The sequence below is a fragment of the Mucilaginibacter metallidurans genome (assembly GCF_003286435.2).
GTDB classification, from domain to species: domain Bacteria; phylum Bacteroidota; class Bacteroidia; order Sphingobacteriales; family Sphingobacteriaceae; genus Mucilaginibacter; species Mucilaginibacter gossypii.
Window position 1 is genome coordinate 6,920,691 of record NZ_CP043449.1, and the last position, 26,156, is coordinate 6,946,846.

Below are 26,156 nucleotides of genomic sequence, written 5' to 3' on the forward strand. Positions count from 1 at the left end.
AGGTGTTACATTGATAATCATTTGCTAAAAACGCCCTGCATCTTCAGCGCTTTATTAATCACCATAATTGAAAAACAAAATGAGTAAAATTACAGTAAAAGACGGAACCGAAATTTATTACAAGGACTGGGGAACCGGGCAACCATTAGTTTTCCATCACGGCTGGCCTTTATCTGCCGATGACTGGGATGCTCAAATGTTCTTTTTCCTTGAACAAGGTTATAGGGTGATAGCCCATGACCGCCGCGGCCACGGACGTTCAAGCCAAACCGCAACAGGTAATGAAATGGATACCTATGCAGCTGACGTTGCCGAGCTTGTTGAGGCGCTTGACCTGAAGGGTGCAATCCACATCGGTCACTCTACAGGTGGTGGAGAGGTTATTCGTTACGCTGCAAAATATGGAAAAGGACGTATCGCCAAAGCTGTGCTGATTAGCGCGGTTCCTCCGGTTATGGTTCAAAGCGAAAGCAATCCTGATGGTGTTCCGATTGCAGTATTTGACGGGATCCGCGAAAGCACTGCAACCCAAAGGAACCAATTTTACCAGGACCTGACTATTCCGTTTTACGGCTATAATCGTGAAGGTGCTAAAGTTTCACAAGGCATCATGGACAACTGGTGGCGACAGGGTATGATGGGCGGTATAAAAGCACATTACGACTGTATAAAAGCTTTTTCGGAAACAGATTTTACAGAAGACCTTAAAAGTGTAGATATTCCCGTACTTGTTTTACACGGGGAAGATGACCAGATCGTTCCGTTTGCAAACTCGGCGCTAAAGTCTATAAAGCACTTGAAAAATGGTAAATTGATCTCCTATCCGGGTTTCCCGCATGGTATGCCTACTACCGAGGCTGCAACCATCAACAAAGATCTTTTAGCTTTCATTAAAGAATAATTTTTTCATCAATTACTGTATTGCAAAAGGCTGCCTCTTTTGAGACGGCCTTTTTGTTTGTATTGACATCCCAATAATCTATCCGGATTTCATTTTATACACATCTGAAAATTTGTTGTTGAAATGTTTATTATTTTTGGATGATGCATCCGGAATTTGAAACATATCTGAGAAGGAGCGACCTATCTGAGGAAGCGGTCAGGAGGGTCAGTGATCTGGCAGTGGCAAGAAAATTGCGCCGTAACGAACTCCTTTTTAGTGCAGGCGAAATTGCCGGCACAAGGTATTTGTTGTAAGCGGGCTACTGCACACGTTCAATATCTCGGCGGGAGGTAATCAGCATATTTTGCAATTTGCACCGGAAAACAGCTGGACGCTTGATGTTGAAAGTTATGACCGGCAGGTACCCTCGCAAGTAAGCATAGGAGCAATAGAACCCAGCGCGATACTCTGCTGGCAAAAAAAAGATTTCGATATGCTGCTGGCAGAGGTGCCCCAACTAAAAAAATTTGCCGAAGGCCTTATTGCCCGTAATATCCATTACAGCCGGAAGCGGATCCTGATTTCATTAAGCGCAACGCCCGAAGAAAAGTATGAAGATTTTATCCAAACCTTCCCGGACTACCTGGCTCGTTTGCCCCTGCGTATGATTGCCGCTTATTTGGGCATCTCCATAAAAACCCTTACCCGTATCCGTCACGCGCAGCTTCTGCGCTAATTGAAATTATGGTCAGCTGACCATCTTTAGCATGATTTTATTGGGGAATTTTGTATCAAATAAAATCATTGACCTATGCGTGTATTTGTAACCGGAGCCTCAGGATTTGTAGGCTCAGCAATAGTAAAAGAACTTTTAGAGGCAGGCCATGAGGTACTTGGCCTCGTCCGTTCAGATAAAGGCGCTGAACAATTGGCATCAACCGGTGCCGAAGTATACCGTGGCGATATCAACGACCTGGAACTTATTCAGCAAGGCGCCGCCGCGTGCGATGCTGTAATCCATACGGCCTTTAATCATGATTTTTCACAGTTTAAGGCCAATTGTGAAGCCGACCGGAAGGTAATTGAAGCCCTGGGCGATGCCCTGGCCGGAACAAATAAACCTTTAGTCATTACCTCCGGAGTAGGACTTTTGAATTATGGCCGGCTGGTTACAGAAGATGACGCGCCGCCTGCAGGATCAGATGTTATTCCGCGCGTAGCTTCAGAGGAGGCCGCCGCGGCTGCCGCGGCAAAAGGTGTAAAAGTTTATACGGTGCGCCTGTCGCCCAGTGTGCATGGTGAGGGCGACCATGGTTTTGTACCGATGATCATTAACATGGCCCGGGAAAAAGGAGAATCGGTCTATATAGCTGAAGGGAGCAATCGCTGGCCTGCCGTTCACCGTTCAGACGCCGCAGTTCTATATCGCCTGATTATAGAAAAGCAACCTGGGCTTCGTGTGTTTCACGCCGTAGCTGAAGAAGGTATCGAATTTCGTGAAATTGCCGAAACAATAGGTCAGGGCCTGCATTTGCCTGTACTGAGCAAAACAGGTGATGGAGTGGCGGCACATTTTGGCTGGTTTTTGCACTTTGCATCATTGGGTTGCCCCTCATCCAGCGAAAAAACACGCGCGGCCCTAAATTGGCAGCCTAAAGCTGTCGGGTTAATTGCTGATATGGGAGCTGCCGGTTATTTCCAGCAATAACATTGACCAAAACTTTAAGTTTACTCAAAGAACAAAAGCCGTCGTATACTTTTGCGATGGCTTTGGTTATTGGGTGATGAGTAAAAAACAAGCTTAGGTAACCAAACCAAGGATAACTTCATAGTAAGCACCGCTCACCGACAATTCAATACCTGCCTAATTGCACTTTATGATTTTGTAAGGATTTTATTTTACCTACCGGAACAATATACCTGTGGTGAATGAGCCGAAATTTTGCAGAAGGCAGCTTTTTCAAGACCTCTTTTAATGGCATTAGCGTAAGTATGGGCTTGTCATTGGTTAAATGGGTCCGGATATAATTTTCCATCGGGGAAATTTTAAATGGAATCTGTTATTGGTTTGATGGAAGGATCGCCTTAAAAAAATAAAAGCCTCCCAACCTTGCGTCGGGAGACTTTCAACCTAAACCTTATCACAATTAAACCGGTAAGTTTACCAGTTCGTGAATCTTATTACAATCACTGTGCCAAAAGCGGCGACTTTTTAAATTTTTATTTAATGTATTCTTGTTGATACATTAATCATAGGTTAAAACTGAGATTGCTGTTACAAAAGCCAGGTGCGACCCGTGTCAATATGACACTTTGGATGATTTGGCATATAGAAAACTGAACACTTTATGCCTCTTTTGCAGCTTTTTTTCTACGCAGATAACTGTCAGTTAAAAATAGCGCCAAAATTACGTCAAACACGAAAAAACTTTTCATGAAATCGCTATTGAAAATGGTGTTGGCTGCAGGCAATTTTAAATTTGCAGGTAGCTTAATGTTTACAACACTGAACGGATTTCCAGAAATTTGGACATTTGAAACGGTGATTGCCAGCAGGGCCAATATGCTTAGTACAAAAAAAGCCGCAATACCCAGTATAATCTTTTTATTTATAGTTGATTTTAGAGGTGCCAGTGCCTGATCTGCCCTGATAGCCTCCATTACATTATAGTTAAAGGCCATTGATGGTTCATCAAGTTCCAGGCCGGCAAACTCCTGGTTTAGCACAAGCAGCTCTGTGTACTTTTGTTTGTACAGATCATCTTCCTCAATAAGCCGGGCAATGGCTTCCTGCTCAGCCGGTGTGCAGGTACCATCAATATAGTTCCAAAGTTTTTCTTCGATGGTGTTCATATTAGTTCTTTCACCTCGTGTTTTAAATTGCGCTCCAGCTTTTCTTTCAAACGCTGGCGTGCCCTAAATAGTTTAACCTTAACGGTATTTGTTTCAATACCCATTGTTTGGGCAATTTCTTCTAACGATTGCTCCCCCTTATAAAACAGGGTAATAATAGTGGCGTCATCGGGCAGTAATTGCTCAATTGCCTGGTTCAGGTAATATGACCGCGATTTGTTTTCTGCGTTGTTGGTATCATATGCCGATTCATGGCTCTCAACCTGTACAAGTGTACCTTCATCATCAATCGAATCGGTATCCACCCGTTTCTTTCTTAAAAATGTCATAGCTGTAGTATAAACTATACTATACAGCCAGGTACTGAATTTTGACTGCCCCTGGAACGAAGCCAGCGAGCGGTACGCTTTCACAAAACAATCCTGCGCAATCTCTTCAGCATCTTCCCGGCCCTTTGCAAAACGTAGGGCCAGCGTAAAAACAAAACGCTGGTGCCGCTTAACCAAATCAGCGTACGCGAACTGGTTACCCGCCAGGGTTTGCTCAATAAGTTCGATATCTGAAAGCTTGCTCTGCATTATATAACCTCTGTGACTACGCTTTTGCGGGCCAGGTTACACCTTTATGTAAATATAATTTATTTTGATGGGAATAGATATGGTATTAGGGGATTGCGCGTGGGGCGCGTTAGGGATTGCAGTGTAAAGCCCGGAGCGCATAGAGAGGTTGCGGGTAGGAAAGGCGAGGACTTGCAACGAAAAGCCCGGGCCGGAGGCAACGCCATTGTCTGAATCAGAATTTATAGAATTTGATAATTGACCGAATGCTAAACCAAAAAAAAATCCTTAGTCCATTTAGCTCAGGTATGATATTAAAAGAAATCCGAATTCGAAAATCCCAACTCCGAAATCAATCATAGCGTTGCCTGCGGCCGGGCTTTACGCTCATACGCCTGCAGGCATTACGCTCCCGGCCGTTTTCCGCTTCAATCTAACGCAAATTTGGGTTCAATTAAAGCGGTGCCCTCTAAGGTCAATAATCCAAATACACACCCGATTCGTAACATACGCCCCAACATTCAATCTCATAATTTTGTATTTTTACATTTATAAAAGGGATATTTTACGTTGATGGATGAAAACAGGCTAAATATTTTAAATAGCTCAAACAGGATGCTCAGCAAGCTTCAACTGCTGTCGGTATTTTTTGAAGATGAACTCATTTATAAGATCTACCTGCGTACCCAGGTTATCCATAAGCTTTTTGAAACCAATCCCGAAATCGATATCAACAAGCTGGAACTTTTTCATGTGCAATTTACCACCAGTCTGGTCGACCTGCTCCGCAAGATCAAGAAGAACAACGAGAACAATGTAAGCCTTGTGCTCGACGAGATCCAGCTTACCCGGGAAATGATTGATAAGATGGATGATAATGTACTCACCGAGCAGGATTTCAAGATTGACAGGCAAAGGCAGGCGCTGAAAGTGAACCTTTCATTGCGGAAGCTTTACCAGGTACTTTCAGATAACTCAACCGATTATCCTTTCTCCAAAAATATCAATGCCTTCAGCCTGCGCTATGGTTCCGATTTTTTTTATAACATAACTCCCGAACTGTATAATGAACTTGTGCAGCATAACTATAATGATACCTATCATAACAACTACGCTACTATTCAGCGTAAGCTGATGGGGGTATTGTTAAAACGCGAGTTCCGTACAGAGTTTTACTGTGGGTTAAAGGCCGGTAACCTGATACTTGAGGTATATAAATTTATGGATGAAGACAGGCACTTTTTATTTTCGCCTGCCAATAATTTATTCCTATTTTGCGATGTTACAAAGCTTTCGGGCATCGAGCATAATAACAATCTGTCAAAAAGGGAAAAACTGATGCATGAGCTACAGGACAAAATTGATAAGCTGCAAAGCGATGTAGTTACCATGAAAGCTTATATGCCTCCCGAAATAAAAAGCCTATTAGCCGAAAACTACAAAAAAATAGCCGACATCAACTTTTTACAAAGCCTGAGCGATGTGGATGTGCAGGCCAATATTTTAAAAGCAATGCTTAATACCGATATTATATAATTTATGGAGTTTTTACATTACCTGCTCGGCCCCGACCTTAAGGCCGGCCTATTAATTGTCCTAAACCTGATTGTTATTGAGAGCCTCCTCTCCGTTGATAATGCCGCCGTACTGGCTACCATGGTACTTGACCTGCCTCCGCATCAGCGTAAAAAAGCACTACGTTATGGTATTATTGGTGCATATGTTTTACGGGGCGTTTGTTTGTTTTTAGCGGCATGGCTGGTATCTGTTTGGTGGCTGAAACCACTTGGAGGCCTTTACCTGATATACCTGAGCTTCAATTATTTTAAAGGCAAACTGAAAAAGGCCGACGGCGATGCTGAAGAGGAAACGGTTGATAAAAACAAAAATTGGCTTTACCGCTCAACCGTTGGTTTGATAGGTAATTTGTGGGCAACCATAGCTTTAGTGGAGCTGATGGACCTTGCCTTCTCTATTGATAACGTTTTTGCAGCTGTTGCATTTACTGACCATAAGATGTTAATTTATATTGGCGTGTTTATCGGGATCCTGGCTATGCGATTTGTTGCCCAGGCTTTTGTAAGGCTGATGGAAAAATTTACTTTCCTGGAAACTGTAGCTTTTATCGTGATTGGCGTACTGGGCATTAAACTGGCCTCATCGTTATTCGTCCACCTTTATCCTGAAGCGGGATTTTCAAAAATGATGGAAGGAGAAAGCGCCGATATTTTCACTTCGGTGTTTACGGTGGCGTTATTTATTATCCCGGTATTAACGTCGCTGCTGTTCAACTTCCCTAAAAGGCATACTACTGAACCAAAAGTAGCTGAGGCTGCGGAGGATGTGCTGGATAAACAGTAGTTCAGTTGGCAGTGGCAGTTAGCAGTAGGCAGCAGTAAAAAGCGCAGAACTCGTGCGATTCCCTCCCTTGGGACGGTGTACGGAGGGGTTTCCTGAACTTTGTATGATTTTGCAAAGCGGATAAACCCCTCCTTGCCACAACACCGCCAGCCGCACTCTCCCTGGGGAGGGAATGAAAACATTAATGACTTGATATATAAATTAAATGTTCTTAAATAAAACAATAGCGTCCATTTTCGGCATCGGCTTTTTAAAAGGTGGGGGTACTTACGCTGCTATAGTTACCTGTGGCTTTATCTGGCTGCTGTGGCAAAGTCCGGCTTTGCAAAATCCATGGTACCTGTTGGCTATTACCATATTTGTTACCGCACTTGGCGTATTTGTAGGCAATAAGGTTGAACCCGACTGGGGCGAAGACAGCTCGCGTGTGGTAATTGATGAGGTTGCCGGAATGCTGGTAGCTATGCTTTTTATCCCTGCTAACTTATATTTCCTTTTAGCCGGATTGGTATTGTTCCGTTTTTTTGATATTGTGAAACCGCTTGGCGTACGCAAAATGGAAGATCTTGGCGGCGGTTTGGGTGTAATGATGGATGATGTGCTGGCTGGCGTTTACTCCAACATCCTGCTTTGGATTGGATATTTTGTGTGGATGAAATTTGGAGCACATTAGTGAAAGGAGCGGGTTTATGAGATTTCCTCTTCCTAGCCCATAAAATCAAATATGTGGTTACATAGCTAACTTGGTTAAGCCCCCATGATGCTTATATCACACAAATTTTTTCAACAAAATTAATCCTGAGTTCAGTTAATCAGTAGCTTATACCCCCGTCCGTGTACGTTGATGATCTCCACGTTAGGGTCGTCTTTCAGATACTTACGGATCTTGCTCAAAAATACATCCATACTCCGACCGTTAAAATAATTGTCATCATGCCAGATGTTCAGCAGGGCTTCTTCGCGGGTAAGCACTTCGTTTTTATGCACACACAACAGGCGCAGTAATTCGGCCTCTTTGGTAGATAGCTTTTGCTGGTTGTCTGTTGTCATGATCATCTGGGTTGTATAATCAAACGTATATTTCCCAATTTTAAAGGAGGTTTGTTTCTCCTCTTCCTTTTTGCCGATATTATCTGTACGTTTTAACAGCGCATTTATACGAAGCAGTAATTCCTCAATGCGGAAAGGCTTGGTGATATAATCATCCCCCCCCAAATTGAAGGCCTGGGTTTTATCTTCAATCATGCCTTTGGCAGTCGCAAAAATAATAGGCACCTGGGCATTTATCTTACGGATATCCTTACCAAGCGTAAAACCGTCCTTTTTAGGCATCATAACATCCAGTATCAGCAAGTCATATGTTTGTTTGGTAAAGGCGCGTAGGCCTTCTTCGCCATCTTTACATAAAACCACATCAAACTTACCTTTCAATTGCAGGTAGTCTTGCAGTAACAGGCCTAAATTGGCATCATCCTCAACCAGTAGTATTTTCTTCATATATTTTCCAAGTCCGGAAGATTTTTTAGTCCGGAAGTCCGAGGTCGGAAAGTCCGTAAGTCTTTATTTATTAAGTGGCTGAGCTTATCTTACGGACTTTCGGACATCCCGACTTTCCGACTTAACAATTACGCCACTGCAAACTTCAGCTCAAACTCCGAGCCCTTCTCTTTTTCTGATTTCACGCTTATGGTGCCATTCAGGCGTTTTACTATGGTATTAACATAGCTTAAGCCCAGCCCAAAACCTTTAACGTTGTGCACGTTGCCGGTAGGGATGCGATAAAACTGTTCAAATATTTTTGATTGCTGGTCGCGGCTCATGCCTATACCTTTATCAGCTACTTTAATAACAATCTGTCCGTTTTTAACAAAAGTACTTATAGTTATATCAGGCGCTTCGTTGCTGTATTTAATGGCGTTATCAACCAGGTTGTATAATACGTTCGAAAAATGCAGCTCATCAGCAATAATATAGGCTTTTTCGGCATCAAGGTGTAGTGTGGTTTTAGCATTGCATTTTTGCAGTTTGAGCGCCATACTGTCAAGCACTATGGTAACCATTTCATTTACATCAACCGGTTTTTTATCCAGTTTAAAATCGTTACGCTCAATGCGGGCAATGTTTAATACGCGCTCTATATGGCTGCCCAAACGGGCGTTCTCTTCAAAAATGATGTTCGCTAAACGGGCTACCCGGTTTTTATCTTCGGCAATTTCATTATCCCTTAAAGCTTCACTGGCAATCATGATGGTTGACACCGGGGTTTTAAACTCGTGGGTCATGTTGTTGATGAAATCGATCTTCATTTCGGAGATCTTTTTCTGCCTCAATATCGAAAATATGGTATAACCGAAGCAAAGGATCAGCACCATGGTAAGGCCACCGGTTGTAGCCATAGTAGCGGTCATATTACTTAATATCAATGAGTTTTTTTGCGGAAACGAAAGCCTGATCTTTCCGGGGTCGTTGATCACCTCTTTGGTAAAAATGGGTGTTTGGTAAGTATTTGCCGCCACAAACACAGGCAGCTTTTCGCCCTGGCTGTCGCTGGCATTTGAAAATATGAGCGAGTCGCTGTTGGCGGTTGTAACTTCGTAGCTGAAAGGCAGAAAAATGCCTTTATTATGAAGCTCAAAACGCAGTAACGAATCTATCCAGAAAGGGTTGATCCGTTTATTCAACGGTTCGCCCGATTTACGGTATTCTTCGGCCAGGTTCTCAATAACGGTGGGCTTATTGCTCAAACTGTTAGCCTTTTCAAGCGAATCGGTCTCCAGCATTTTTTTTATTTGTTGAACCTGCCGTTCCTTTTGCTTACGGGTTTGTTCCTGTACCCACAACGGATTGATGCGTGGCACCGAGATCATTTGTTTGCCAAACTGGGGGTCGACGTAGACATACCTCAGGGTATCATACTTATGAAGTTTTTTAGGATGACCTACCCTGCGGGTAATACGGGTATGCACTATCTCGGGTGTAAGTTGCTCATGTACTACACCAAACTCGTCTGTATATTCTTCAACACGTACTTTAAAATCAACCGTACCTTCTGTTTGTAGTAAGCCGTTAAGCTCATCATCCATTTTTTTACGCTGGATCATGCGCTGCAAACTATCGCGCAGTAGAGCAATCCGTTTTTCGCGGGCGGATGAATGTTTTTTTGTTTTTGGTATTCCCGCTACTTTTATTGTGCTTATGTCCTGTTCTTCATTGTCGGTGCTGATGGTAGCTTGCTGGGTTTTGGTTTTCAAAAAGTTATTCGCATCCTGGCGGGTAACCTTATCTACCACATTGTTCATAGCCTCCCTTACCTGGCGGTCGAACGAATCGGACTGCATCTGGTATGATTGCCTCAGAAAATAAAATTGCATAGCCATTACGCCCAGCAACGCAAAGCTCATTAAGCCAATAATTAAACCTATGCTCCTTTTCTTCATTTATTAACAAACAAAATTATCCTAAATCCGCACACAAAAATTGCATTTAACAAAATTTAACAAATGTACATTCAATTTAAAACTCTGCTGCTTAATATTTTATTGTATCAATAACTGAGGCGTCTGTTTAAGGCTATGGGTTATAACGGGCAGCGTATAAACAACAAAAGGCCCGTTAACAGGGCCTTTTGAAATATTTTACTTATGCTTTTCTTTATTTATTAGAATGGCAGATCGTCATCATCGGCCGATGAGCTGATATCAGCTGAAGGTGCTGCGTATTGCGGAGCAGCCGTTGCGTTGTTAGCAGCAGCAAGCGGAGTAATTCTCCATAACTGCAATGAGTTAAAATAGGTTTTTTTGCCCATTTTATCTGTCCACGGGCGACCTTTAAGATTAAAAGAAACCTCTACATCATCCCCAACTTTTACGTTATCCAGTAAATTGCAACGATCCTGTATAGCTTCAAACTTTAAATATTCAGGGTATTGAGGGTTCTCAATATATTCAAGTATAAGTTCGCGTTTTTTAAGTGAATCGGTTACTTGCTGAGTGGCCGACACTTCATGTACCTTACCTTTAACTTCCATAATTAGTCTTCAAATAATTTAAAATGTAAAGTTAATAGTAAGAAATTAAAATAGGGGCTTTTTAATTCTTAATTTTGCCGAATTAATATGCAAGTTTTCCACACCGAAAGTAAAATCATAATTACATGTAACAAAAGGCTTTCGCCTTACCTGCAAAGGGAGGTTGAAGCTTTAGGCTATGAGCCGGTCCGCGTTTTCCCTACCGGGGTTGAACTAAAAGGGACCGTTACAGATACTATTCCGCTTAATTTGAACCTGCGCTGCGCAAGCCAGGTACTGTATTCGTTAAAAACTTTTACCGCCCGCGACCCGAAAGAGCTTTACGATGAGCTGGTAACCATTGAGTGGGAAAAGCTGATTGATTTTACCGGCTATTTCTCGGTATCATCAAATGTAAATAACGAGCACATCCTTACCCCGCTGTTTGCCAATGTAAAGGTAAAGGATGCCATTGCCGACAGGATCAAATCCATTAAAGGTATCAGGCCCGATTCGGGCCCGGAGGTTAATAAAACCCTGGTACATCTTTACTGGCAGGATGACCGTGCCGAAATTTTCCTGGATACATCGGGCGAAACCCTGGCCAAGCACAGCTACCGTAAGATACCCGGCAAGGCACCAATGCTTGAGGCTTTGGCCGCATCAACCATTATGGCTACTAAATGGGATATGAAAAGCACATTCATTAACCCTATGTGCGGTTCGGGTACCCTGGCTATTGAAGCAGCATTGCTGGCTACAGATAAGTCGCCGGGTTTGTTCAGGATGAATTATGCTTTTATGCATATACTGGGTTACGATGAAACCGTATTTTTTGCCGAACGCCGCAATTTAAAAGATAAAGCAAAAAAGGAAACCGGCTTTAAGATCATTGCCACCGATATCTCTGAAGACGCGGTTGACATCGCCCGTAAAAATGCCAGAACGGCCGGCGTAGAACATTTGATCGATTTTGCCGTTTGTGATTTTGAAGATACCGAGGTTCCGGCAGAAACTGGTGTAGTAATGTTTAACCCCGAATACGGTGAGCGTTTGGGCGTACACACTAAGCTGGAGATCACCTATAAGCGTATGGGCGATTTTATGAAAAAGAAATGTCTTGGGTATAATGGTTACGTTTTTACGGGTAATCCCGACCTGGCCAAAAAGATAGGCCTGAAGGCAGCCCGAAAAATTGAATTTTATAATGGTAAGCTTGATTGCCGCTTGTTTGAGTATGAATTATACCAGGGCAGCAAACGCGAACCGAAAGAAGAAAATTAAATGAAAAAGATCCTGTTATTTATAACACTTATTTTATCATCAGTACTGGTTAAAGCACAAGCGCAATTGGCATTTCCGTTTCAGGGCGGTAGTCCTATTATGAACCGCTTTTTTAAAGACAGTCTTGTTGTATCACCCGAGATCATTAAAAAGAAAGCAAGCGGAACAGCGGTGTTTAAATTTACCGCTGATGAAAAAGGTTTGATCAAAAAAATAATTGTTTACTATGCGGATGATGCCATACTGGTAGTACCCATCATTGAGGCGCTAAAAAAATCAAATCATAAATGGATCATCCCCGATCATGAAAAACTGCATGATTTTATTTTGCCGTTTTCCATTAACTTTAATGCGCCGGCAAATACAAGCAATGCTACTATAAAGGCGGCATTTGATTATTACAGCAAACGCAAGCCAATCATATCTTATAACCAGGTACCGCTTGAAACGGCTACTTTATTGCCCACGGTAATTGTTAGTTACAATTTAAGCGAGTAGTTTTTTTAATAAAAAGGAATTTGAAAGCGACGGACTTTGCGGCCTGTCGCTTTTTTTGTCTTTATTATTAATTAATATGGTTGTTAAAACCTATGTATTTATACCGGCTCTTATAAAGGGCTGTTAATTTTTAATTAAAAAAAGTATAAGATATCAGCTTTTCAATTGGTTAGCCATTAAAAAAATTGAAAATTTTGAAATCCATAACCCCATTATTTTCGTTATTTATAATCGAACTAATAAGTAAATGGATGAAAGATATGCTAAATTTAAAGATCAAGGCTATAGCTGCTAACATAAGGCATACCAGGGAGGGATTAAATTACACCCAGGAATACCTTGCAGCCAAGCTGGGTATATCACAAAACGCGTATAGCAAAATTGAGTTAGGTTATACAAAAATAACAGTGGAAAGGCTTTTTCAGATCTCCGCTATTTTGGAGATTGAAGTTGCCGAACTTATCGATACAGAAAAAATAGCCGCTGCTTAACGTTTTATACACAACCCCATTGTTCTGTCTTTTGCTTAGTATCTTTGCAAAAGATGGAACATAATAAACTCATTGAAGCCACTGTAAATTTTGTGCGCAACACCCTCAGGGATGCCGAAGGTGGTCACGACTGGTGGCATATTCACCGTGTTTGGACAAACGCGAAGCTCATCAATCAAACAGAAAAAACCGATCAGCTGGTGGTTGAACTTGCTGCCCTGCTGCATGACATTGCCGATAGTAAGTTTCATAACGGTGATGAAGAGATTGGTCCGCGTACTGCCGGCAATTACCTGCAAAGTATGAATGTTGATACTGGTGTTACTGAGCATGTGCAGCAGATCATCAGGCATATGTCATTCAAGGCCAGCTTTGATAAACCGTCCTTTCATTCGCCCGAACTGGCTGTAGTACAGGATGCCGACAGGCTGGATGCTATTGGAGCCATCGGCATTGCCCGTGCCTTTACCTATGGAGGCTTTAAAGGCCGGGAATTGTACAATCCCGAGATCCCGCCAAACCTTAACATGACCAGGGAAGAATATAAAAACACTACCGCACCAACTATTAATCACTTTTACGAAAAGCTATTGCTACTTAAAAATAAAATGAATACGCCTGCTGGTAAGGCACTTGCCGAACAAAGGCACACATTTATGGAGCATTATTTAAAACAGTTTTTTGACGAATGTGGTTCAAGTTAACGCGAAAGCTTACTTTTGCGCCAAAATTGACAGCCCATGAAAAAAATTATACTTACTATAATACCCGTATTAATTACCGCTGTCGCTTTGGGGCAGGATACAGTTAAACGTCAGCGGTTCAACTTCCATTTCCAGCAAACGGTAATTACCCAATACAAACCATCGTTTCATGCCGATTATAACGGCGATAACAGTTTACTTACCAAAGAAGAAACACAAAGCTCAATTACTACTACGCTTTTTGGCGGTGCAAGGCTCTGGAAAGGCGCCGAAGCTTATTTCAATCCCGAGCTTTCGGGTGGATCGGGCCTGAGCAAAACGCTGGGTGCGGCAGGTTTCCCTAATGGCGAAACTTTTCGTGTAGGAGGCGCAGAGCCGAAGATCTACATCGCCCGGTTATATTTTACCCAAAACTTTGAATGGGGCAAGGATAAAGACACCGTTAGCGATGATGCCAACCAGTTAGCCGGTTTAAAAAGCAAGCGTTACTTTTCGGTTACCGTAGGTAAATTTGGTATGGCCGATTTTTATGACGGCAATGAATTTAGCCATGATCCGCGTACGCAGTTCATGAACTGGAGCTTAATGGATAACGGTGCATGGGATTATCCCGCCAATACCCGCGGATATGTTATGGGGATCCATACCGAATTAGGGCAACCTAACTGGACTTTGCGTTTCGCCTTTACCATGTCAACCACTACCGCCAACGGCGCCATTTGGGATCAAAAAATTGGTAAAGCAAACACCCAGACCTTAGAATATGAAAAACGCTATACACTTAACGGCCAAAAAGGTACCTTCAGGATCTTAGGTTTCCGTAATAATGGCAAAATGGGAGATTATCGCCTGGCAATCGCGCAAAGCCCTGTTGCCCCCAATGTTGATACCACACAAGCTTATGGCAGGCACAAATATGGTTTCGGCATCAGCGCCGACCAATATCTGACCAAAGATTTTGGGGTATTTGCCAAAGTGAGTTATAATGATGGTAAAACCCAAACATGGTATTTTACCGAGATTGACCGTTCATTGAGTTTTGGCGGCGTACTTAAAGGAAGTTCATGGAACCGCGGCGATGACGAACTGGGCCTTGCTTTTGTAGCCAACGGCATCTCAAACGCCCATCGTGATTATCTTGCAGCCGGCGGCTACGGTTTCATCATAGGCGATGGCAAGCTTAATTACGGCACCGAATTTATTGCCGAACTTGATTATAAAATAAACGCATATCAAAAAAAGTTCTGGCTTACACCCGGTTACCAGTTTTTGCTCAACCCTGCCTATAATAAGGACAGGGGACCGGTAAATGTCTTTTCGCTAAGGGCACATGTAGAGTTTTAAACATAAAAAGGCCTCGTCACTTATATTATGATGAGGCCTTTTTGTCTATATATAAGCTAAAAGCAGCATGAGCAAAACTTATAGCTAATAGCTTGATTAATGTTATCCCAATTGTTAACTGATTGCCTGTCTGATCTTCTCGGCAGTAGTGTTAAATTGTTCGGGGGTAAATTTTTGTTTGGGGAGCGAAAAGTTAATGCTGCTCATATCATTCATGGGTATAAGATGGATATGCGCATGGGGCACATCAAGGCCCATAACTGCTACTCCAACCCGTGGGCAGGGAATAGCCTTTTTTAAACCGAGGGCTACTTTTTTGGCAAATACCTGTAAGCCTATATAAGTATCATCGTCCAAATCAAAAAGATAATCAACCTCCTTCTTTGGGATCACCAGCAAGTGACCTTCCGTAAGCGGAAAAATATCCAAAAAAGCCAGAAATTCATCGTTCTCGGCCACTTTATAAGCGGGGATCTCGCCTGCAACTATTTTTGAAAAGATGGTCATTATTGATGAGTGGTTTATTATAGATAGTGAATGGTTGATTACGTTGATTTGGAGAGTGGTTGATTTCGTTAGATAATTAGATTGGGTGATCCATTTCTTTAATTTCTTAACCGTTCACCTAATCAACCACTCACCTAAATTAAATTACCTGCTTATTTCCAGGATCTCAAATTCAATTTTACCTGCAGGTACGGTGATCTCGGTTTTTTCACCAACCTTTTTGCCAAGCAGGCCTTTAGCTATCGGCGACGCTACCGAGATTTTACCGGTTTTAAGATCGGCTTCACTCTCTGATACCAGCTGATAACTCATGGTAGCTCCGTTTTTCAGGTTCTTGATCTTTACTATCGACAATGCAAGCACCTTCGAAACGTCAAGTTTTGATTCATCAAGCAGGCGCGCATTGGCCAGTGTTTCCTGCATCTGGGCTATTTTGGCCTCATGTAAGCCCTGCGCTTCTTTAGCCGCATCGTATTCGGCATTTTCCGACAGATCGCCTTTGTCACGTGCCTCAGCAATAGCTTTTGATATATCGGCACGGCCGGTTGTTTTTAATCTCTGTAGTTCTTCTTTTAATTTCTCTAAACCATCTTTGGTATAGTATGATACCTCTGCCATAACGCAAAAATTAATTAATATTATTACTGTTAATCAACCAAAAAAAACCGCCCTTCCCTGTTTTAAGAAAGGACGCAATGCTTATAAAAGCAAACAAGACTATGTAAGCCCTCTGCTTACATAGTCTTGCGTTTTGGTAATAAACGAAGATAAGTGATTTAAGTTTTATTATCCAAATTTTTAAGAAGGGAATTTTTTTGTTACATTATTACACAATGCCTTGTTATTCATTGGTAAAGTGGGGGCTAAGTATACGCAAAAAGGATTATCGGAATAATATGGTCAATTATACAGTTTTCGCGTATCCTCATTGCAATCAAACCTGATCTCATTTTTTATTCGCTCGCTTAGCACATTATTGTTCTTTAATATTTCAACAACATGTTTCCGGCACATACCGCAAGTGTGTTTATCATAAAGTGCTTCCAATGGCTCCCGGCATTCCGGAGTTTTATTGGCATAATAGATATTAGTAATGTCAATTATCAAGCCCTCTAATTCAATGCCTTTATTGCTGTTTGCTATGAGGGCAGTCAACAGTTTATGATCTCCCTTTTTATAATTTTCTTTTAAAAGCTCAACAAATAGTGTTGGATGTTTACTAATAGCAATTTGTTTTAAAGCGAACTCCCTGATGCTTTTATTTTTAAAAAGACTAAGCGCTTGAATAGCGAATGTCACAACTCTTCTGTTCTTTGCCGGATGTTTACAAGCCCAATCAAAAAGAAATTCTTTGTCAAGAGGAAATGGATGCTTTGTAAAAACTTTAAGTAATTTTTCCCGGTTACTTTTCTTTCGTTCAATTATAAGTTGCTGACCGATTGATTTAAGTTCGGTGCTTTTTAGTTTCCTATTGTAAAACCAAAGTTGGCTTTGTCTCAACAGCGTTTCCTCAACTATATTTTTATAAACGGGTTCCGGTGGTTTTACCTTTCTGGCACGCTGTGCCATGTTTTCCCTCACCGAATCGATGTAGATCTTTATAAAGCGATTTTGTTTGGCACTGATATCCAGTTGCGTCCAGGTGTCGGTTTCCGGGTTTTCTTTTTGAAATTGATTAATGAGGTCCTCGTCCTGCCAGTCTTCCGGATCTGCTTCTATGCGTTTGCCAAATTCTTCGGCAATAAATTTCAAACCTTCAATACCATCAAGTTCTATAATGTCTGAGGTGCCGGCCAATCCGATCGCCAAATAGGATTGTGAACAAAGGCATCGTAAATGGTTTTCCGGGCTTCGGCATCATCTTGTCGGGCAAACATTTTAGCCAGGCTGAAAAGCTGTGTCAGTGTCCAGGTATCTTTCTGAGGTTTTAGCAGGGCTTTTAATACTGCTTTCTTTATTTTGTCTTTTTTCCCCGAAAGGCCAATAAGTTCAAAAAGATATTCCCCTCTGCTGCCTTCGCATTGTCCATCGTATGAGAAGTTTTTGACGCAGGCTTTGATGATCTCTCCCGAAAAATCAATACCGGGATAGCGTTGCAGTAGTAAATACGCTTCGCCGGTTCCCCGTCGTATGGCGCTTTTAAATTTTTGTTTGATAAGGTGGGTTTCTTTCATTAAAATATAGGTAGCACTTTAATTAATCTGGAGTTTCGTATCCTTTTGTTTTATGGTATCCGCTAACATTTCAAGCCTCGCTGTCTCATCAGTTTCTTAAGCGGGGTGTTTAAGACTTCCCTACCTAAATGTATCTGGCAGCGTTTATTATCCCGGGGCTTTACCTATGCATTACTTTCCGTTGGCCTTCTTCACCATAAAATCCAAAGCGGCTTTATCCGGCAAAGGTTTTGCGCCCGGCTTCTCACCCAATATCATTATTTTATGATCACTTGTTGTATAAGCCGGCCATGTAGGTACGCCTTTCCCGTTCGGGTTACCGGTTTTAACGAAATTAACCCAGTAAGTGCTCATTGTATTGGCCAGTTGCTGATCGACAGGTTCCCATGGCCGGTTCAGGAATTTGAGGTTATCATAGGCATAAGCAACCTCGCCAGTATGGAAAGCGCCGTATTTAACAAAATCGGCAGTGGCTGGCAGGCGGCGGGTAAAACGGTAAACGTAAATTTTAGATTTCCCTTTTTCATTTTGCACATTGGCCCAGGTATAATTCTGCATCCCGAAGATCTGATCGCGGTTTATTCGTGTTTGGGAGGTCGCGGCTTCCTGGTCTGAACCCGCCGGATATAGTTTTAAAAATGCATCAGCATCGGCACCATATTGGCTTTTTATCATCTTTTTATACTCTTCAGCAGTTTTTGGCGGACCAACAAAAGCGTCGTCTTCGTTCCAGCCGGTAAGTACAGGCACATCGTTTTGTTTATGCTCATTAAAAATATCAGCGATGGTTGCGGGTAAAACATAGCCGTCAATAACCGGGCGGCTTTGGCCTTTGCCAACCAGTTCGGCAGCGGGTTTACTCCTTAGTTCGGCAATGGTGCTTGCACCCAAGGCAGTCGCTGTTTTTACACCGGCTGCCTCTGCTTCCCGCAACCCGCCTGATCCTTGCTGACTGATAAAACTGGCCCCACTTTCGGCAATTGCACCACCGAACAGCCCTTTACCTAATGGCGATGCCACCAAACAATTTACACTCATGGAACCTGCCGACTGTCCCGCTATGGTAACCTTATTCGGGTCTCCACCGAAAGCCGCGATATTCTTCTTCACCCATGTTAATGCAGCCAGCTGATCCATCAAACCATAATTTCCTGATGCATTATGCGGCGATTCCCTGGTTAATTCGGGATGGGCGAAGAAACCAAAAATCCCGACGCGGTAATTAATAACCACAAATATGATCCCTTTTTTAGCCATCGCCTCGCCATCATAAATAGGTACGCCAGCTCCACCACTTACAAATCCACCGCCATAAATATAAACCAGCACAGGGCGTTTTTCTGCCGATGTTTTAGCCGCCGTCCATACATTCAGGTACAGGCAATCTTCACCGATAGGCTCATAGGGAATCAGGAATTCGCGCGTGTAAACACCAAAGGGATCTGGTTTACTCTGCATTGGGCTGGCCGCAAAATCGGCGCATTTTTTAACGCCCTCCCAGGGCTTTACCGGCTGTGGTTCCTTCCAGCGCAAATCTCCAACAGGCGGTGCAGCAAAGGGAATACCTTTATAAATATGCACATCGCCCGCCTGATTGGTTAAGCCTGATACTTTACCTGCATCAGTAGTAACAACATCAAGATTTTTATTTTGAGCGATGACAGAACAGGACAGCAGCAAAAACGGCAATAAAAGGATGCGTTTCATTGATTATAGGTTTAATGATTGGTTTGCTAAACTTACAAAGTTTTGAACAATTTGTAAACACAGCCCCACCCAAACCCTCCCGGATTGGGTGGCTTTAAAGTCTCCCGTTCCGGGGGAGATTTAGAGGGGCTTCTGTAACAATCCCCTATAATTAACAAAAGCATCACATTGCATTTTAAATGCTTTGCTGATATTTGGCGAAATCAAAAATCTTTTTTCGCGATGAAGTTTAAACATCTGCTGCTTATTTCCCTGTCCTTCGCTACCGTTTCGGTATCGGCCCAAAAAAAGAAAACTACAACGGCTGCCCCGGCATCTGCATCAATTCCACGCCCAAAATTAGTTGTGGGTTTAGTGGTTGACCAAATGCGCTGGGATTACCTGTACCGCTACTATGACCGTTACCAAACCGGTGGTTTTAAGCGCATGCTTAATGAGGGTTTCACCTGCGAGAATACCAATATCGACTATATCCCAACGGTAACCGCTGCCGGCCATACTTGTATTTATACCGGATCTATCCCCGCCATACATGGCATAGTGGGTAACGATTTCATTATCCAGGCTACGGGTAAATCCATGTATTGTACCGACGACAGCACGGTTGTAGCTGTTGGCAGCACTTCAAAAGCAGGGCAAATGTCGCCCCGCAACTTGCTGGTTAGCACGGTTACTGATGAATTGAGGCTGGCTACCAACTTTCGCTCAAAAGTTATCGGTATAGCATTAAAAGACCGCGGCGGCATCCTGCCAGCCGGTCATTCGGCTAACGCTGCTTACTGGTTTGATGATGCCAGTGGTAACTGGATCACCAGTACTTATTATATGAATGACCTGCCTGCATGGGTTAAAACTTTCAACAATCAAAAAATTGCTGAAAAATACCTGAAGCAGGACTGGAACCCGTTATATCCTATTAATACGTATGTACAAAGCGCACCCGATAACAGCGATCGTTATGAAGGCAAATTTGCCGGTGCCGCTACACCTACCTTACCGGTTAAAACATCCGAGCTTTATAAAGGCCATATCGGTATGATCCGTTCTACTCCTTTCGGCAATACCATGACGCTTGATTTGGCAAAAGCGGCTATTGAAGGTGAAAGACTTGGTAAAAACACAGTAACCGACTTTTTAGCGGTGAGCCTTTCATCAACAGATTATGTTGGTCATCAGTTTGGCCCTAACTCGGTTGAAGTTGAAGATACTTATTTAAGACTTGACCAGGACCTGGCCGCGTTTTTTAATTATTTAGATGCAACTGTAGGTAAAGGCAATTATTCGGTTTTCCTGAGTGCCGACCATGGTGCTGCCCATAACCCTAACTTTTTGAAAGACCACAACATCCCGGCAGGTGTTTGGGATGAGGGCAAAGCCGCAAAAGAATTGAACACGATGATCAGCGATAAATACAAAGTAGATAACCTGATCATCAGTATGGATAATTACCAGGTTAATTTTAATAACGTGGCCCTTGCAAAAGCCGGTGTTAGCGAAGAGGCTATAAAGTTAGACTGTATCGAATACCTGAAGAAACAACCAGGCATTGCCTATGCAATCGATCTGCAAAAAATACAGGAAGCTAATATTCCTGATGACCTGCGCAGTATGATCATTAACGGTTATAATGCCGAGCATAGCGGTGCTATCCAGATCATCCTGAAACCGGCATGGTATACCGGCCACGGCACAAACGACCGCGGGCCAACCGGTACTACACACGGCACCTGGAATCCTTATGATTCGCATATCCCATTGGTATTTATGGGCTGGGGCATTAAGCATGGCAGCCTTACCCGCCAAACACATATGACCGATATTTCGGCTACTGTAGCATCGCTACTTCATATCCAGGCTCCTGATGGCTGTGTAGGTAAAACGATCAGCGAAGTGCTGAAAAACTAAGTCTGAAGTCAGGAAAGCCGGAAAAGTCCGAAAGGTTACAATACAAAACTTTCGGACTTTTCGGTTAATAATTAAAAACTTTCCGACTTTAGGGCTTGACCGAATTCGGACTTATAAAATGAAAAAATACATTTCTAAATTTCATTATCTTACCCATGACCTGCCTGATTTTAGCCACGTACAACAGGTGCAGATGGCTTGCGGCGCGGGCGCAAACTGGGTACAATACCGTTGCTTTACCAAACCCGAAGATGAGCTGATTGATGAGATAAACGAAATAGCCGAAATTTGCGATGAATGGGGCGCGACCCTTATCATCGCTAATCATTACGACTTGCTTGACCGGGTTGATGCGCAGGGTGTGCATATAGATGATAGTGATGCCGATCTGGCCAGTATCCGCAAGATTATCGGCCCGGATAAAACTCTTGGCGTATCGGCGGCAGGTGCTGATGAATTATTGAAATTACAAAGTACCGGAGTGGTTGATTATTATGTTTACGGGCCATTTGCATCCACTAATACAGAGGAGCCTGTTGGGCATCACCCGCTTGGTTTTAACGGATATCGCCAACTGGAGAAACTGGGTCTGAGTATCCCGGTGATAGCAACAGGTGGCATCCAGCCGGATGATGTTGAGCCCTTGCTTCAAACGGGAATCGATGGTATTGCGATATCATCAGCCATGAATCTTGCTGCTGATCCTGCTGAGAAGTTGAAGGAGTTTTATAGGAAGATGTACTGATAGCTATCTATATCTAAAGAAGCGTTGTCATTTCGAAACGAGGAACGAGTGAGAAATCTTATACGACTTATTTTAACTTCGGTGAATGCTTTACCGGGCGTATAAGATTTCTCTTTCGCCCCAACGGCGGGATCACCCCGCTCTATCGAAATGACATCGGTATTAAAACTATTCTACCGTCATAAAATATTGATTTGGTTTCACCAATCAATAAAAACCTCATCTTTATATTTTCATTTAATATTCATCTGTTCCATCTACATTAGCAATGTCATCACATCATATAGTACGCGAAAAACAGGAGCCAGCTTTACTGGTTTTAAGTATGGATACTTTTGATGATGAAATGCTGGGGCAGTTGCTGGAGTGGAGCCCGACAGTGATCTGCACCGCCAACACTGCCGAAAAGCTGGACGCATCAGGTATTAAAATCGACTGGATAATAAGTGATGGTGATGCGGGTGATTTGCAGTCGGATGTGAAGGTGATGTCTTCGGGAGGTGACAATGCGGCAGGTGCAGCTTTAAAATACCTGGTAACGCATAATTACCCGGCGGTTAATGTAATTACCGACGTGCTGGACCTGAAAGATTTTTTGTTTTATGCTGATAAAATAAATCTGGTGATTTTCAGGGAACGGCAAAAGATCTACCCGGTTAATTCGGGCTTCAGTAAGTGGAAACCCGCAGGTGAGTTCATTGAAACACTTTCGCATCCGTCGGGCTTACAAATAAGCGGGCTTGAAACCACAGGCAATAACAGGTATAAAACCACACACGACGGTTTTTTTACCCTTCAGTTTGAGCAACCTTTTTTGTTCATTGCCGAGGATATAGCGTAGCGAAAACAATAGCTGGTACGTATGGTTGGTATTGGTTCGCTTTTTGAGTAAAAAATAATTAAAAACGCGTTAAACCGTTTAAACATTTAATAGTCTATATATTTATATCAGCAAAAATACCATGCTGATCTGTTAAAAAATCTTTCATCATGAAAAGGACATATAAAAATCTATTAACAATTGCATTAGGGGGCTTATTGAGCTTATCCCTGGCATTCAATGCTGATGCACAACGTGGCGGCGGTTCTCGCGGCGGCGGTGGCGGAGGGGGCGGTGGTTCAAGACCGTCAGGCGGTGGTGGCGGAGGCGGTAGTTTTTCCCGTCCTTCTGGTGGTAGTTTTTCCCGTCCGTCAACTTCATTTAATGGTAGCACACGTACCTCAATAGCAGCGCCGCAGCGTAGCTACGGCACCGATTCGCGCAGCAGCTATGGCACTCCTCAACAACGCAGTTATGGAGGTCGTGATTACGCGATAAGGCCAAATGGCACATCTGTAGCACCCCAACGTAGCTACGGTAGCACAGGCCGTACCGTATATAATGGTAACCGCAGCTATACTACTGTAGACAGGCGCGTTTATAATGGCGGTCGCGGTACTTATTACAGAGGCGGTTCATACGCATACGGTGGTCGCAGGGTTTATCCCGGTACTTACCATTACGGTGGCCGCGGCGGTTATTTTGGCAGCCACTACTATTATCCATACCGTAACTACTATAATTCATTCTATTATCCGCGGTTAGGTTTTAGCATAGGTTTCTTGCCTTATGGTTACTATCCTTTCTGGTGGGGCGATTACCAATATTTTTACAGCGATGGTTTGTACTACCGTCAATACAATGACCAGTATACCGTTGTTGAACCGCCGATAGGGGCCGAGATTAAAACCCTGCCTTCAGGTGCCGAATCTATCATGATCAATGGCGAACAGTACTATGAGTTAAATGGTGTTTACTACCAGCCATACACCAAAGATGACGGCTCAACTGTTTACGTTATTGCAGGTAAAGATGGCCAATTAAATACCGATCAGGGCAACGGCGATGGCAGCAGTGTTGACCAGGGTCCGCAAATTGGTGACATTGTAACTCAATTGCCACCGGATTGCCGCAAGATCAAGATCAATGGTGAAAAGCTGTTTGTATCCCCTGATGGTTATTACTACCAGGAAACTCAGGATGACGGCAATAGAGCTTACAAAATTGTAGGCACCCCATCTGATGATCCCGAAGATGGCAACGGCGACCAAAACCCGAACCAACAGTAATTAATAAAAATTCAATATATATTAAGGCCGCTTCCATTTTGGAAGCGGTCTTTTTTTTTGATTCTTGCAGAATCTGAACCGAATAATTCAAATTAATTCAAACTTTCTTTAATTGTAAAGGGTAGTATGTTAAGTAATAATTAAAATCTACCATTATGCAAAATCATGATCACCGCGTTATAATTCAAAAATTATTGGATTGCGCTTTAGCTTGCGAACATTGTGCTACTGCATGCCTGCACGAAGATGATGTTAAAATGATGACCAACTGCATTAGTCTTGACCGGGACTGCGCTGACATATGTGTCCAGGGAGCCCGCCTATTGCAAAGAGATTCAGTTATTGCCCACCAATACCTGGTTTTATGCGAGGAGATCTGTCGCCTTTGCGCCGCTGAGTGCGGCAAACATCAGCATGACCATTGCCGGGCATGTGCCGAAGCCTGTATCGATTGCGCAGAAGCCTGCCATGCACATCATGAGCCCATTACACAGGATTGAGATAATTACATTTAGCTCCTGTTTGAGAATAGTCGTCAAAAAGCGGGAGGGTCGTGCGATTCTCCTCTCGAGAGGGGGGAGGGGTGTGTTTCTGCTTTTGATAAGTCTACCGCAGAAACACACCCCTGCCACCGCTCCTTCTTCCCCCTCTCAAGAAGGGATGTTGAAAACCCTGCGTAAGCACAAACACTATTTTACTAATTTTTTTAGGATTTAGCGTTTTCTTTTCTGAATTTTACTTTTATGAACAACCTTCCGCCATTAGCCGAACGTATGCGCCCCAAATCGCTTGATGATTATGTTGGGCAAAAACATCTTGTTGGGCAGGGAGCGGTATTACGCAAAGCTATAGAGTCGGGTTCATTGCCGTCGATGATATTCTGGGGCCCGCCGGGAGTAGGTAAAACTACTTTGGCTTACATTATTTCGCAATCATTGTTTCGTCCGTTTTTTGCTTTGAGTGCTATTAACTCGGGCGTAAAAGACGTAAGGGAGGTGATAGAAAAAGCGTCGTTGTTAAAGAAACAAGGCGAGGTGCTGCCGATATTATTTATCGATGAGATCCACCGCTTTTCCAAATCGCAGCAGGATTCCTTATTAGGTGCTGTAGAGCGGGGCATTGTTACGTTGATAGGCGCTACTACCGAAAACCCATCTTTCGAAGTTATCTCGGCTTTGCTGTCGCGTTGCCAGGTGTATATTTTACAATCGCTGTCCGAAACCGATCTCATCGACCTCCTGAACAAGGCGATGAAAGAGGATGTGGTTTTGCAGGGTAAAAACATCACCATAAAAGATTACGAAGCTTTACTGCGCCTTTCGGGAGGCGATGCGCGCAAGCTGCTCAATATTTTCGAGCTACTGGTAAACGCTTTTGACACACCTGAGATAATATTAACCGATGAGGTTGTATTGGACCATGTACAGCAAAACATGGCCCTCTATGATAAAACCGGCGAACAGCACTATGATATCATTTCGGCTTTTATCAAATCCATGCGGGGCTCTGACCCCAACGGTGCAGTTTACTGGCTGGCGAGGATGATCGTAGGCGGTGAAGACCCTTTGTTTATTGCCCGCCGTATGCTGATCCTTGCATCCGAAGATATTGGCAACGCTAACCCCAATGCTTTGCTGCTTGCACAAAGTTGTTTTGAGGCGGTTAATAAGATTGGTATGCCCGAATCGCAACTGATATTATCGCAAACGGCTATTTATCTGGCAACATCGCCCAAAAGTAATTCGGCTACAACAGCTATTGGTGCGGCCATAGCATTGGTGCGCCAAACCGGCGATTTGCCTGTGCCACTGCACTTACGTAACGCCCCAACCAAATTCATGAAAAACATTGGCTACGGCAAGGATTACAAATACGCCCATAGCTACGAAGGTAATTTTACCGACCTTGATTTTCTGCCGGATGCTATCCGCGGAACAAAAATTTACGACCCCGGTAACAATGCGCGCGAAAACGAATCAAAAGAAAAGTTAAGAAAACTTTGGGGCGACAGGTATAAATACTAACTTA

At 43.1% G+C, this 26,156-nt stretch carries 28 protein-coding genes; 17 read left to right on the top strand and 11 right to left on the bottom strand.

The genetic code is table 11. From position 1 onward, the window contains the following. The first annotated feature begins 79 nt into the window (after window positions 1–79). From DIU38_RS29820 to DIU38_RS29830, 3 genes are all read left to right on the top strand, one after another. Window positions 80–901: an alpha/beta fold hydrolase gene (locus DIU38_RS29820; RefSeq protein WP_112651122.1), complete on the top strand. Its 822-nt coding sequence runs from the start codon at window positions 80–82 to the stop codon at window positions 899–901. Window positions 902–1,247: 346 nt separating this feature from the next. Then, complete coding sequence (locus tag DIU38_RS33655) at window positions 1,248–1,619, top strand: Crp/Fnr family transcriptional regulator (protein ID WP_208057654.1); 372 nt, start codon at window positions 1,248–1,250, stop codon at window positions 1,617–1,619. Between the two features lie 75 nt (window positions 1,620–1,694). Next, complete coding sequence (locus DIU38_RS29830; RefSeq protein ID WP_112651120.1) at window positions 1,695–2,591, top strand: SDR family oxidoreductase; 897 nt, start codon at window positions 1,695–1,697, stop codon at window positions 2,589–2,591. 145 nt (window positions 2,592–2,736) lie between these two features. On the opposite strand, the gene DIU38_RS35005 is transcribed toward DIU38_RS29830, so the two are convergent. The 3 genes from DIU38_RS35005 to DIU38_RS29845 all read right to left on the bottom strand — a co-directional run bounded on the left by DIU38_RS35005 (window position 2,737) and on the right by DIU38_RS29845 (window position 4,314). After that, on the bottom strand, window positions 2,737–2,919 hold the full coding sequence (locus tag DIU38_RS35005) for a LytTR family transcriptional regulator DNA-binding domain-containing protein (RefSeq protein ID WP_112651118.1): 183 nt from the start codon (window positions 2,917–2,919) through the stop codon (window positions 2,737–2,739). A gap of 310 nt (window positions 2,920–3,229) precedes the next feature. Then, window positions 3,230–3,736: an anti-sigma factor gene (locus DIU38_RS29840; RefSeq protein WP_112651116.1), complete on the bottom strand. Its 507-nt coding sequence runs from the start codon at window positions 3,734–3,736 to the stop codon at window positions 3,230–3,232. Further along, complete coding sequence (locus DIU38_RS29845; RefSeq protein WP_112651114.1) at window positions 3,733–4,314, bottom strand: RNA polymerase sigma factor; 582 nt, start codon at window positions 4,312–4,314, stop codon at window positions 3,733–3,735. Before DIU38_RS29845 ends, DIU38_RS29840 begins: the two co-directional genes overlap by 4 nt. Before the next feature lie 552 nt (window positions 4,315–4,866). On the opposite strand from DIU38_RS29845, the gene DIU38_RS29850 reads away from it, so the two are divergent. From DIU38_RS29850 to DIU38_RS29860, 3 genes are all read left to right on the top strand, one after another. Continuing rightward, on the top strand, window positions 4,867–5,829 hold the full coding sequence (locus DIU38_RS29850; protein WP_090530557.1) for a hypothetical protein: 963 nt from the start codon (window positions 4,867–4,869) through the stop codon (window positions 5,827–5,829). Between the two features lie 3 nt (window positions 5,830–5,832). Continuing rightward, complete coding sequence (locus tag DIU38_RS29855) at window positions 5,833–6,654, top strand: TerC family protein (protein ID WP_112651112.1); 822 nt, start codon at window positions 5,833–5,835, stop codon at window positions 6,652–6,654. Window positions 6,655–6,859: 205 nt separating this feature from the next. Beyond that, window positions 6,860–7,327 carry a phosphatidylglycerophosphatase A family protein gene (locus DIU38_RS29860; protein WP_112651110.1) on the top strand — a complete coding sequence of 156 codons (468 nt, stop codon included), beginning with the start codon at window positions 6,860–6,862 and terminating at the stop codon, window positions 7,325–7,327. Window positions 7,328–7,458: 131 nt separating this feature from the next. Here DIU38_RS29860 and DIU38_RS29865 read toward each other — a convergent pair whose 3' ends face one another. From DIU38_RS29865 to DIU38_RS29875, 3 genes are all read right to left on the bottom strand, one after another. Then, complete coding sequence (locus DIU38_RS29865; RefSeq protein WP_091171612.1) at window positions 7,459–8,151, bottom strand: response regulator transcription factor; 693 nt, start codon at window positions 8,149–8,151, stop codon at window positions 7,459–7,461. A gap of 128 nt (window positions 8,152–8,279) precedes the next feature. Then, window positions 8,280–10,091 (bottom strand): sensor histidine kinase, encoded by a 1,812-nt coding sequence (locus tag DIU38_RS29870; protein WP_112651108.1) that lies wholly within the window; start codon window positions 10,089–10,091, stop codon window positions 8,280–8,282. Between the two features lie 221 nt (window positions 10,092–10,312). After that, window positions 10,313–10,681, bottom strand: a complete 369-nt coding sequence (locus DIU38_RS29875; RefSeq protein ID WP_112651106.1) for a DUF3127 domain-containing protein — start codon at window positions 10,679–10,681, stop codon at window positions 10,313–10,315. Window positions 10,682–10,768: 87 nt separating this feature from the next. On the opposite strand from DIU38_RS29875, the gene DIU38_RS29880 reads away from it, so the two are divergent. The 5 genes from DIU38_RS29880 to DIU38_RS29900 all read left to right on the top strand — a co-directional run bounded on the left by DIU38_RS29880 (window position 10,769) and on the right by DIU38_RS29900 (window position 14,981). Further along, window positions 10,769–11,944 (top strand): THUMP domain-containing class I SAM-dependent RNA methyltransferase, encoded by a 1,176-nt coding sequence (locus tag DIU38_RS29880; protein WP_112651104.1) that lies wholly within the window; start codon window positions 10,769–10,771, stop codon window positions 11,942–11,944. After that, complete coding sequence (locus DIU38_RS29885; RefSeq protein WP_112651102.1) at window positions 11,945–12,442, top strand: hypothetical protein; 498 nt, start codon at window positions 11,945–11,947, stop codon at window positions 12,440–12,442. 251 nt (window positions 12,443–12,693) lie between these two features. Next, on the top strand, window positions 12,694–12,933 hold the full coding sequence (locus tag DIU38_RS29890) for a helix-turn-helix domain-containing protein (RefSeq protein ID WP_091171621.1): 240 nt from the start codon (window positions 12,694–12,696) through the stop codon (window positions 12,931–12,933). A gap of 53 nt (window positions 12,934–12,986) precedes the next feature. Continuing rightward, complete coding sequence (locus DIU38_RS29895) at window positions 12,987–13,637, top strand: HD domain-containing protein (protein WP_112651100.1); 651 nt, start codon at window positions 12,987–12,989, stop codon at window positions 13,635–13,637. A 36-nt stretch (window positions 13,638–13,673) separates the two neighbouring features. After that, window positions 13,674–14,981, top strand: a complete 1,308-nt coding sequence (locus tag DIU38_RS29900) for a carbohydrate porin (protein WP_112651098.1) — start codon at window positions 13,674–13,676, stop codon at window positions 14,979–14,981. A 114-nt stretch (window positions 14,982–15,095) separates the two neighbouring features. On the opposite strand, the gene DIU38_RS29905 is transcribed toward DIU38_RS29900, so the two are convergent. The 5 genes from DIU38_RS29905 to DIU38_RS29925 form a co-directional block, all read right to left on the bottom strand. After that, complete coding sequence (locus DIU38_RS29905) at window positions 15,096–15,491, bottom strand: HIT family protein (RefSeq protein WP_112651096.1); 396 nt, start codon at window positions 15,489–15,491, stop codon at window positions 15,096–15,098. A 141-nt stretch (window positions 15,492–15,632) separates the two neighbouring features. Then, entirely contained in the window at window positions 15,633–16,106 is a 474-nt protein-coding gene (gene greA, locus DIU38_RS29910) for a transcription elongation factor GreA (protein ID WP_090530524.1), read from the bottom strand. 282 nt (window positions 16,107–16,388) lie between these two features. Continuing rightward, on the bottom strand, window positions 16,389–17,297 hold the full coding sequence (locus DIU38_RS29915; RefSeq protein WP_146750291.1) for a hypothetical protein: 909 nt from the start codon (window positions 17,295–17,297) through the stop codon (window positions 16,389–16,391). After that, window positions 17,261–17,662 (bottom strand): hypothetical protein, encoded by a 402-nt coding sequence (locus DIU38_RS29920; RefSeq protein WP_112651092.1) that lies wholly within the window; start codon window positions 17,660–17,662, stop codon window positions 17,261–17,263. Before DIU38_RS29920 ends, DIU38_RS29915 begins: the two co-directional genes overlap by 37 nt. A 171-nt stretch (window positions 17,663–17,833) precedes the next feature. Continuing rightward, entirely contained in the window at window positions 17,834–19,369 is a 1,536-nt protein-coding gene (locus DIU38_RS29925) for a carboxylesterase/lipase family protein (RefSeq protein WP_112651090.1), read from the bottom strand. Window positions 19,370–19,591: 222 nt separating this feature from the next. Between DIU38_RS29925 and pafA the strand changes: the two genes are divergently transcribed. The 6 genes from pafA to DIU38_RS29960 all read left to right on the top strand — a co-directional run bounded on the left by pafA (window position 19,592) and on the right by DIU38_RS29960 (window position 26,152). Then, window positions 19,592–21,274 carry an alkaline phosphatase PafA gene (pafA, locus tag DIU38_RS29930; RefSeq protein ID WP_112651088.1) on the top strand — a complete coding sequence of 561 codons (1,683 nt, stop codon included), beginning with the start codon at window positions 19,592–19,594 and terminating at the stop codon, window positions 21,272–21,274. A gap of 118 nt (window positions 21,275–21,392) precedes the next feature. Then, the gene (locus tag DIU38_RS29935; RefSeq protein WP_112651086.1) at window positions 21,393–22,019 is read left to right on the top strand and encodes a thiamine phosphate synthase; all 627 of its coding nucleotides are present in this window, start codon (window positions 21,393–21,395) and stop codon (window positions 22,017–22,019) included. Between the two features lie 268 nt (window positions 22,020–22,287). Continuing rightward, complete coding sequence (locus DIU38_RS29940; RefSeq protein WP_112651084.1) at window positions 22,288–22,860, top strand: thiamine diphosphokinase; 573 nt, start codon at window positions 22,288–22,290, stop codon at window positions 22,858–22,860. Window positions 22,861–23,009: 149 nt separating this feature from the next. Next, entirely contained in the window at window positions 23,010–24,128 is a 1,119-nt protein-coding gene (locus DIU38_RS33295; RefSeq protein WP_167516315.1) for a DUF6515 family protein, read from the top strand. A 155-nt stretch (window positions 24,129–24,283) separates the two neighbouring features. After that, window positions 24,284–24,628, top strand: coding sequence for a four-helix bundle copper-binding protein (locus DIU38_RS29955; RefSeq protein WP_112651080.1), 345 nt, complete (start codon window positions 24,284–24,286; stop codon window positions 24,626–24,628). A 243-nt stretch (window positions 24,629–24,871) separates the two neighbouring features. After that, entirely contained in the window at window positions 24,872–26,152 is a 1,281-nt protein-coding gene (locus DIU38_RS29960; protein WP_112651078.1) for a replication-associated recombination protein A, read from the top strand. The last annotated feature ends 4 nt before the right edge of the window (window positions 26,153–26,156 follow it).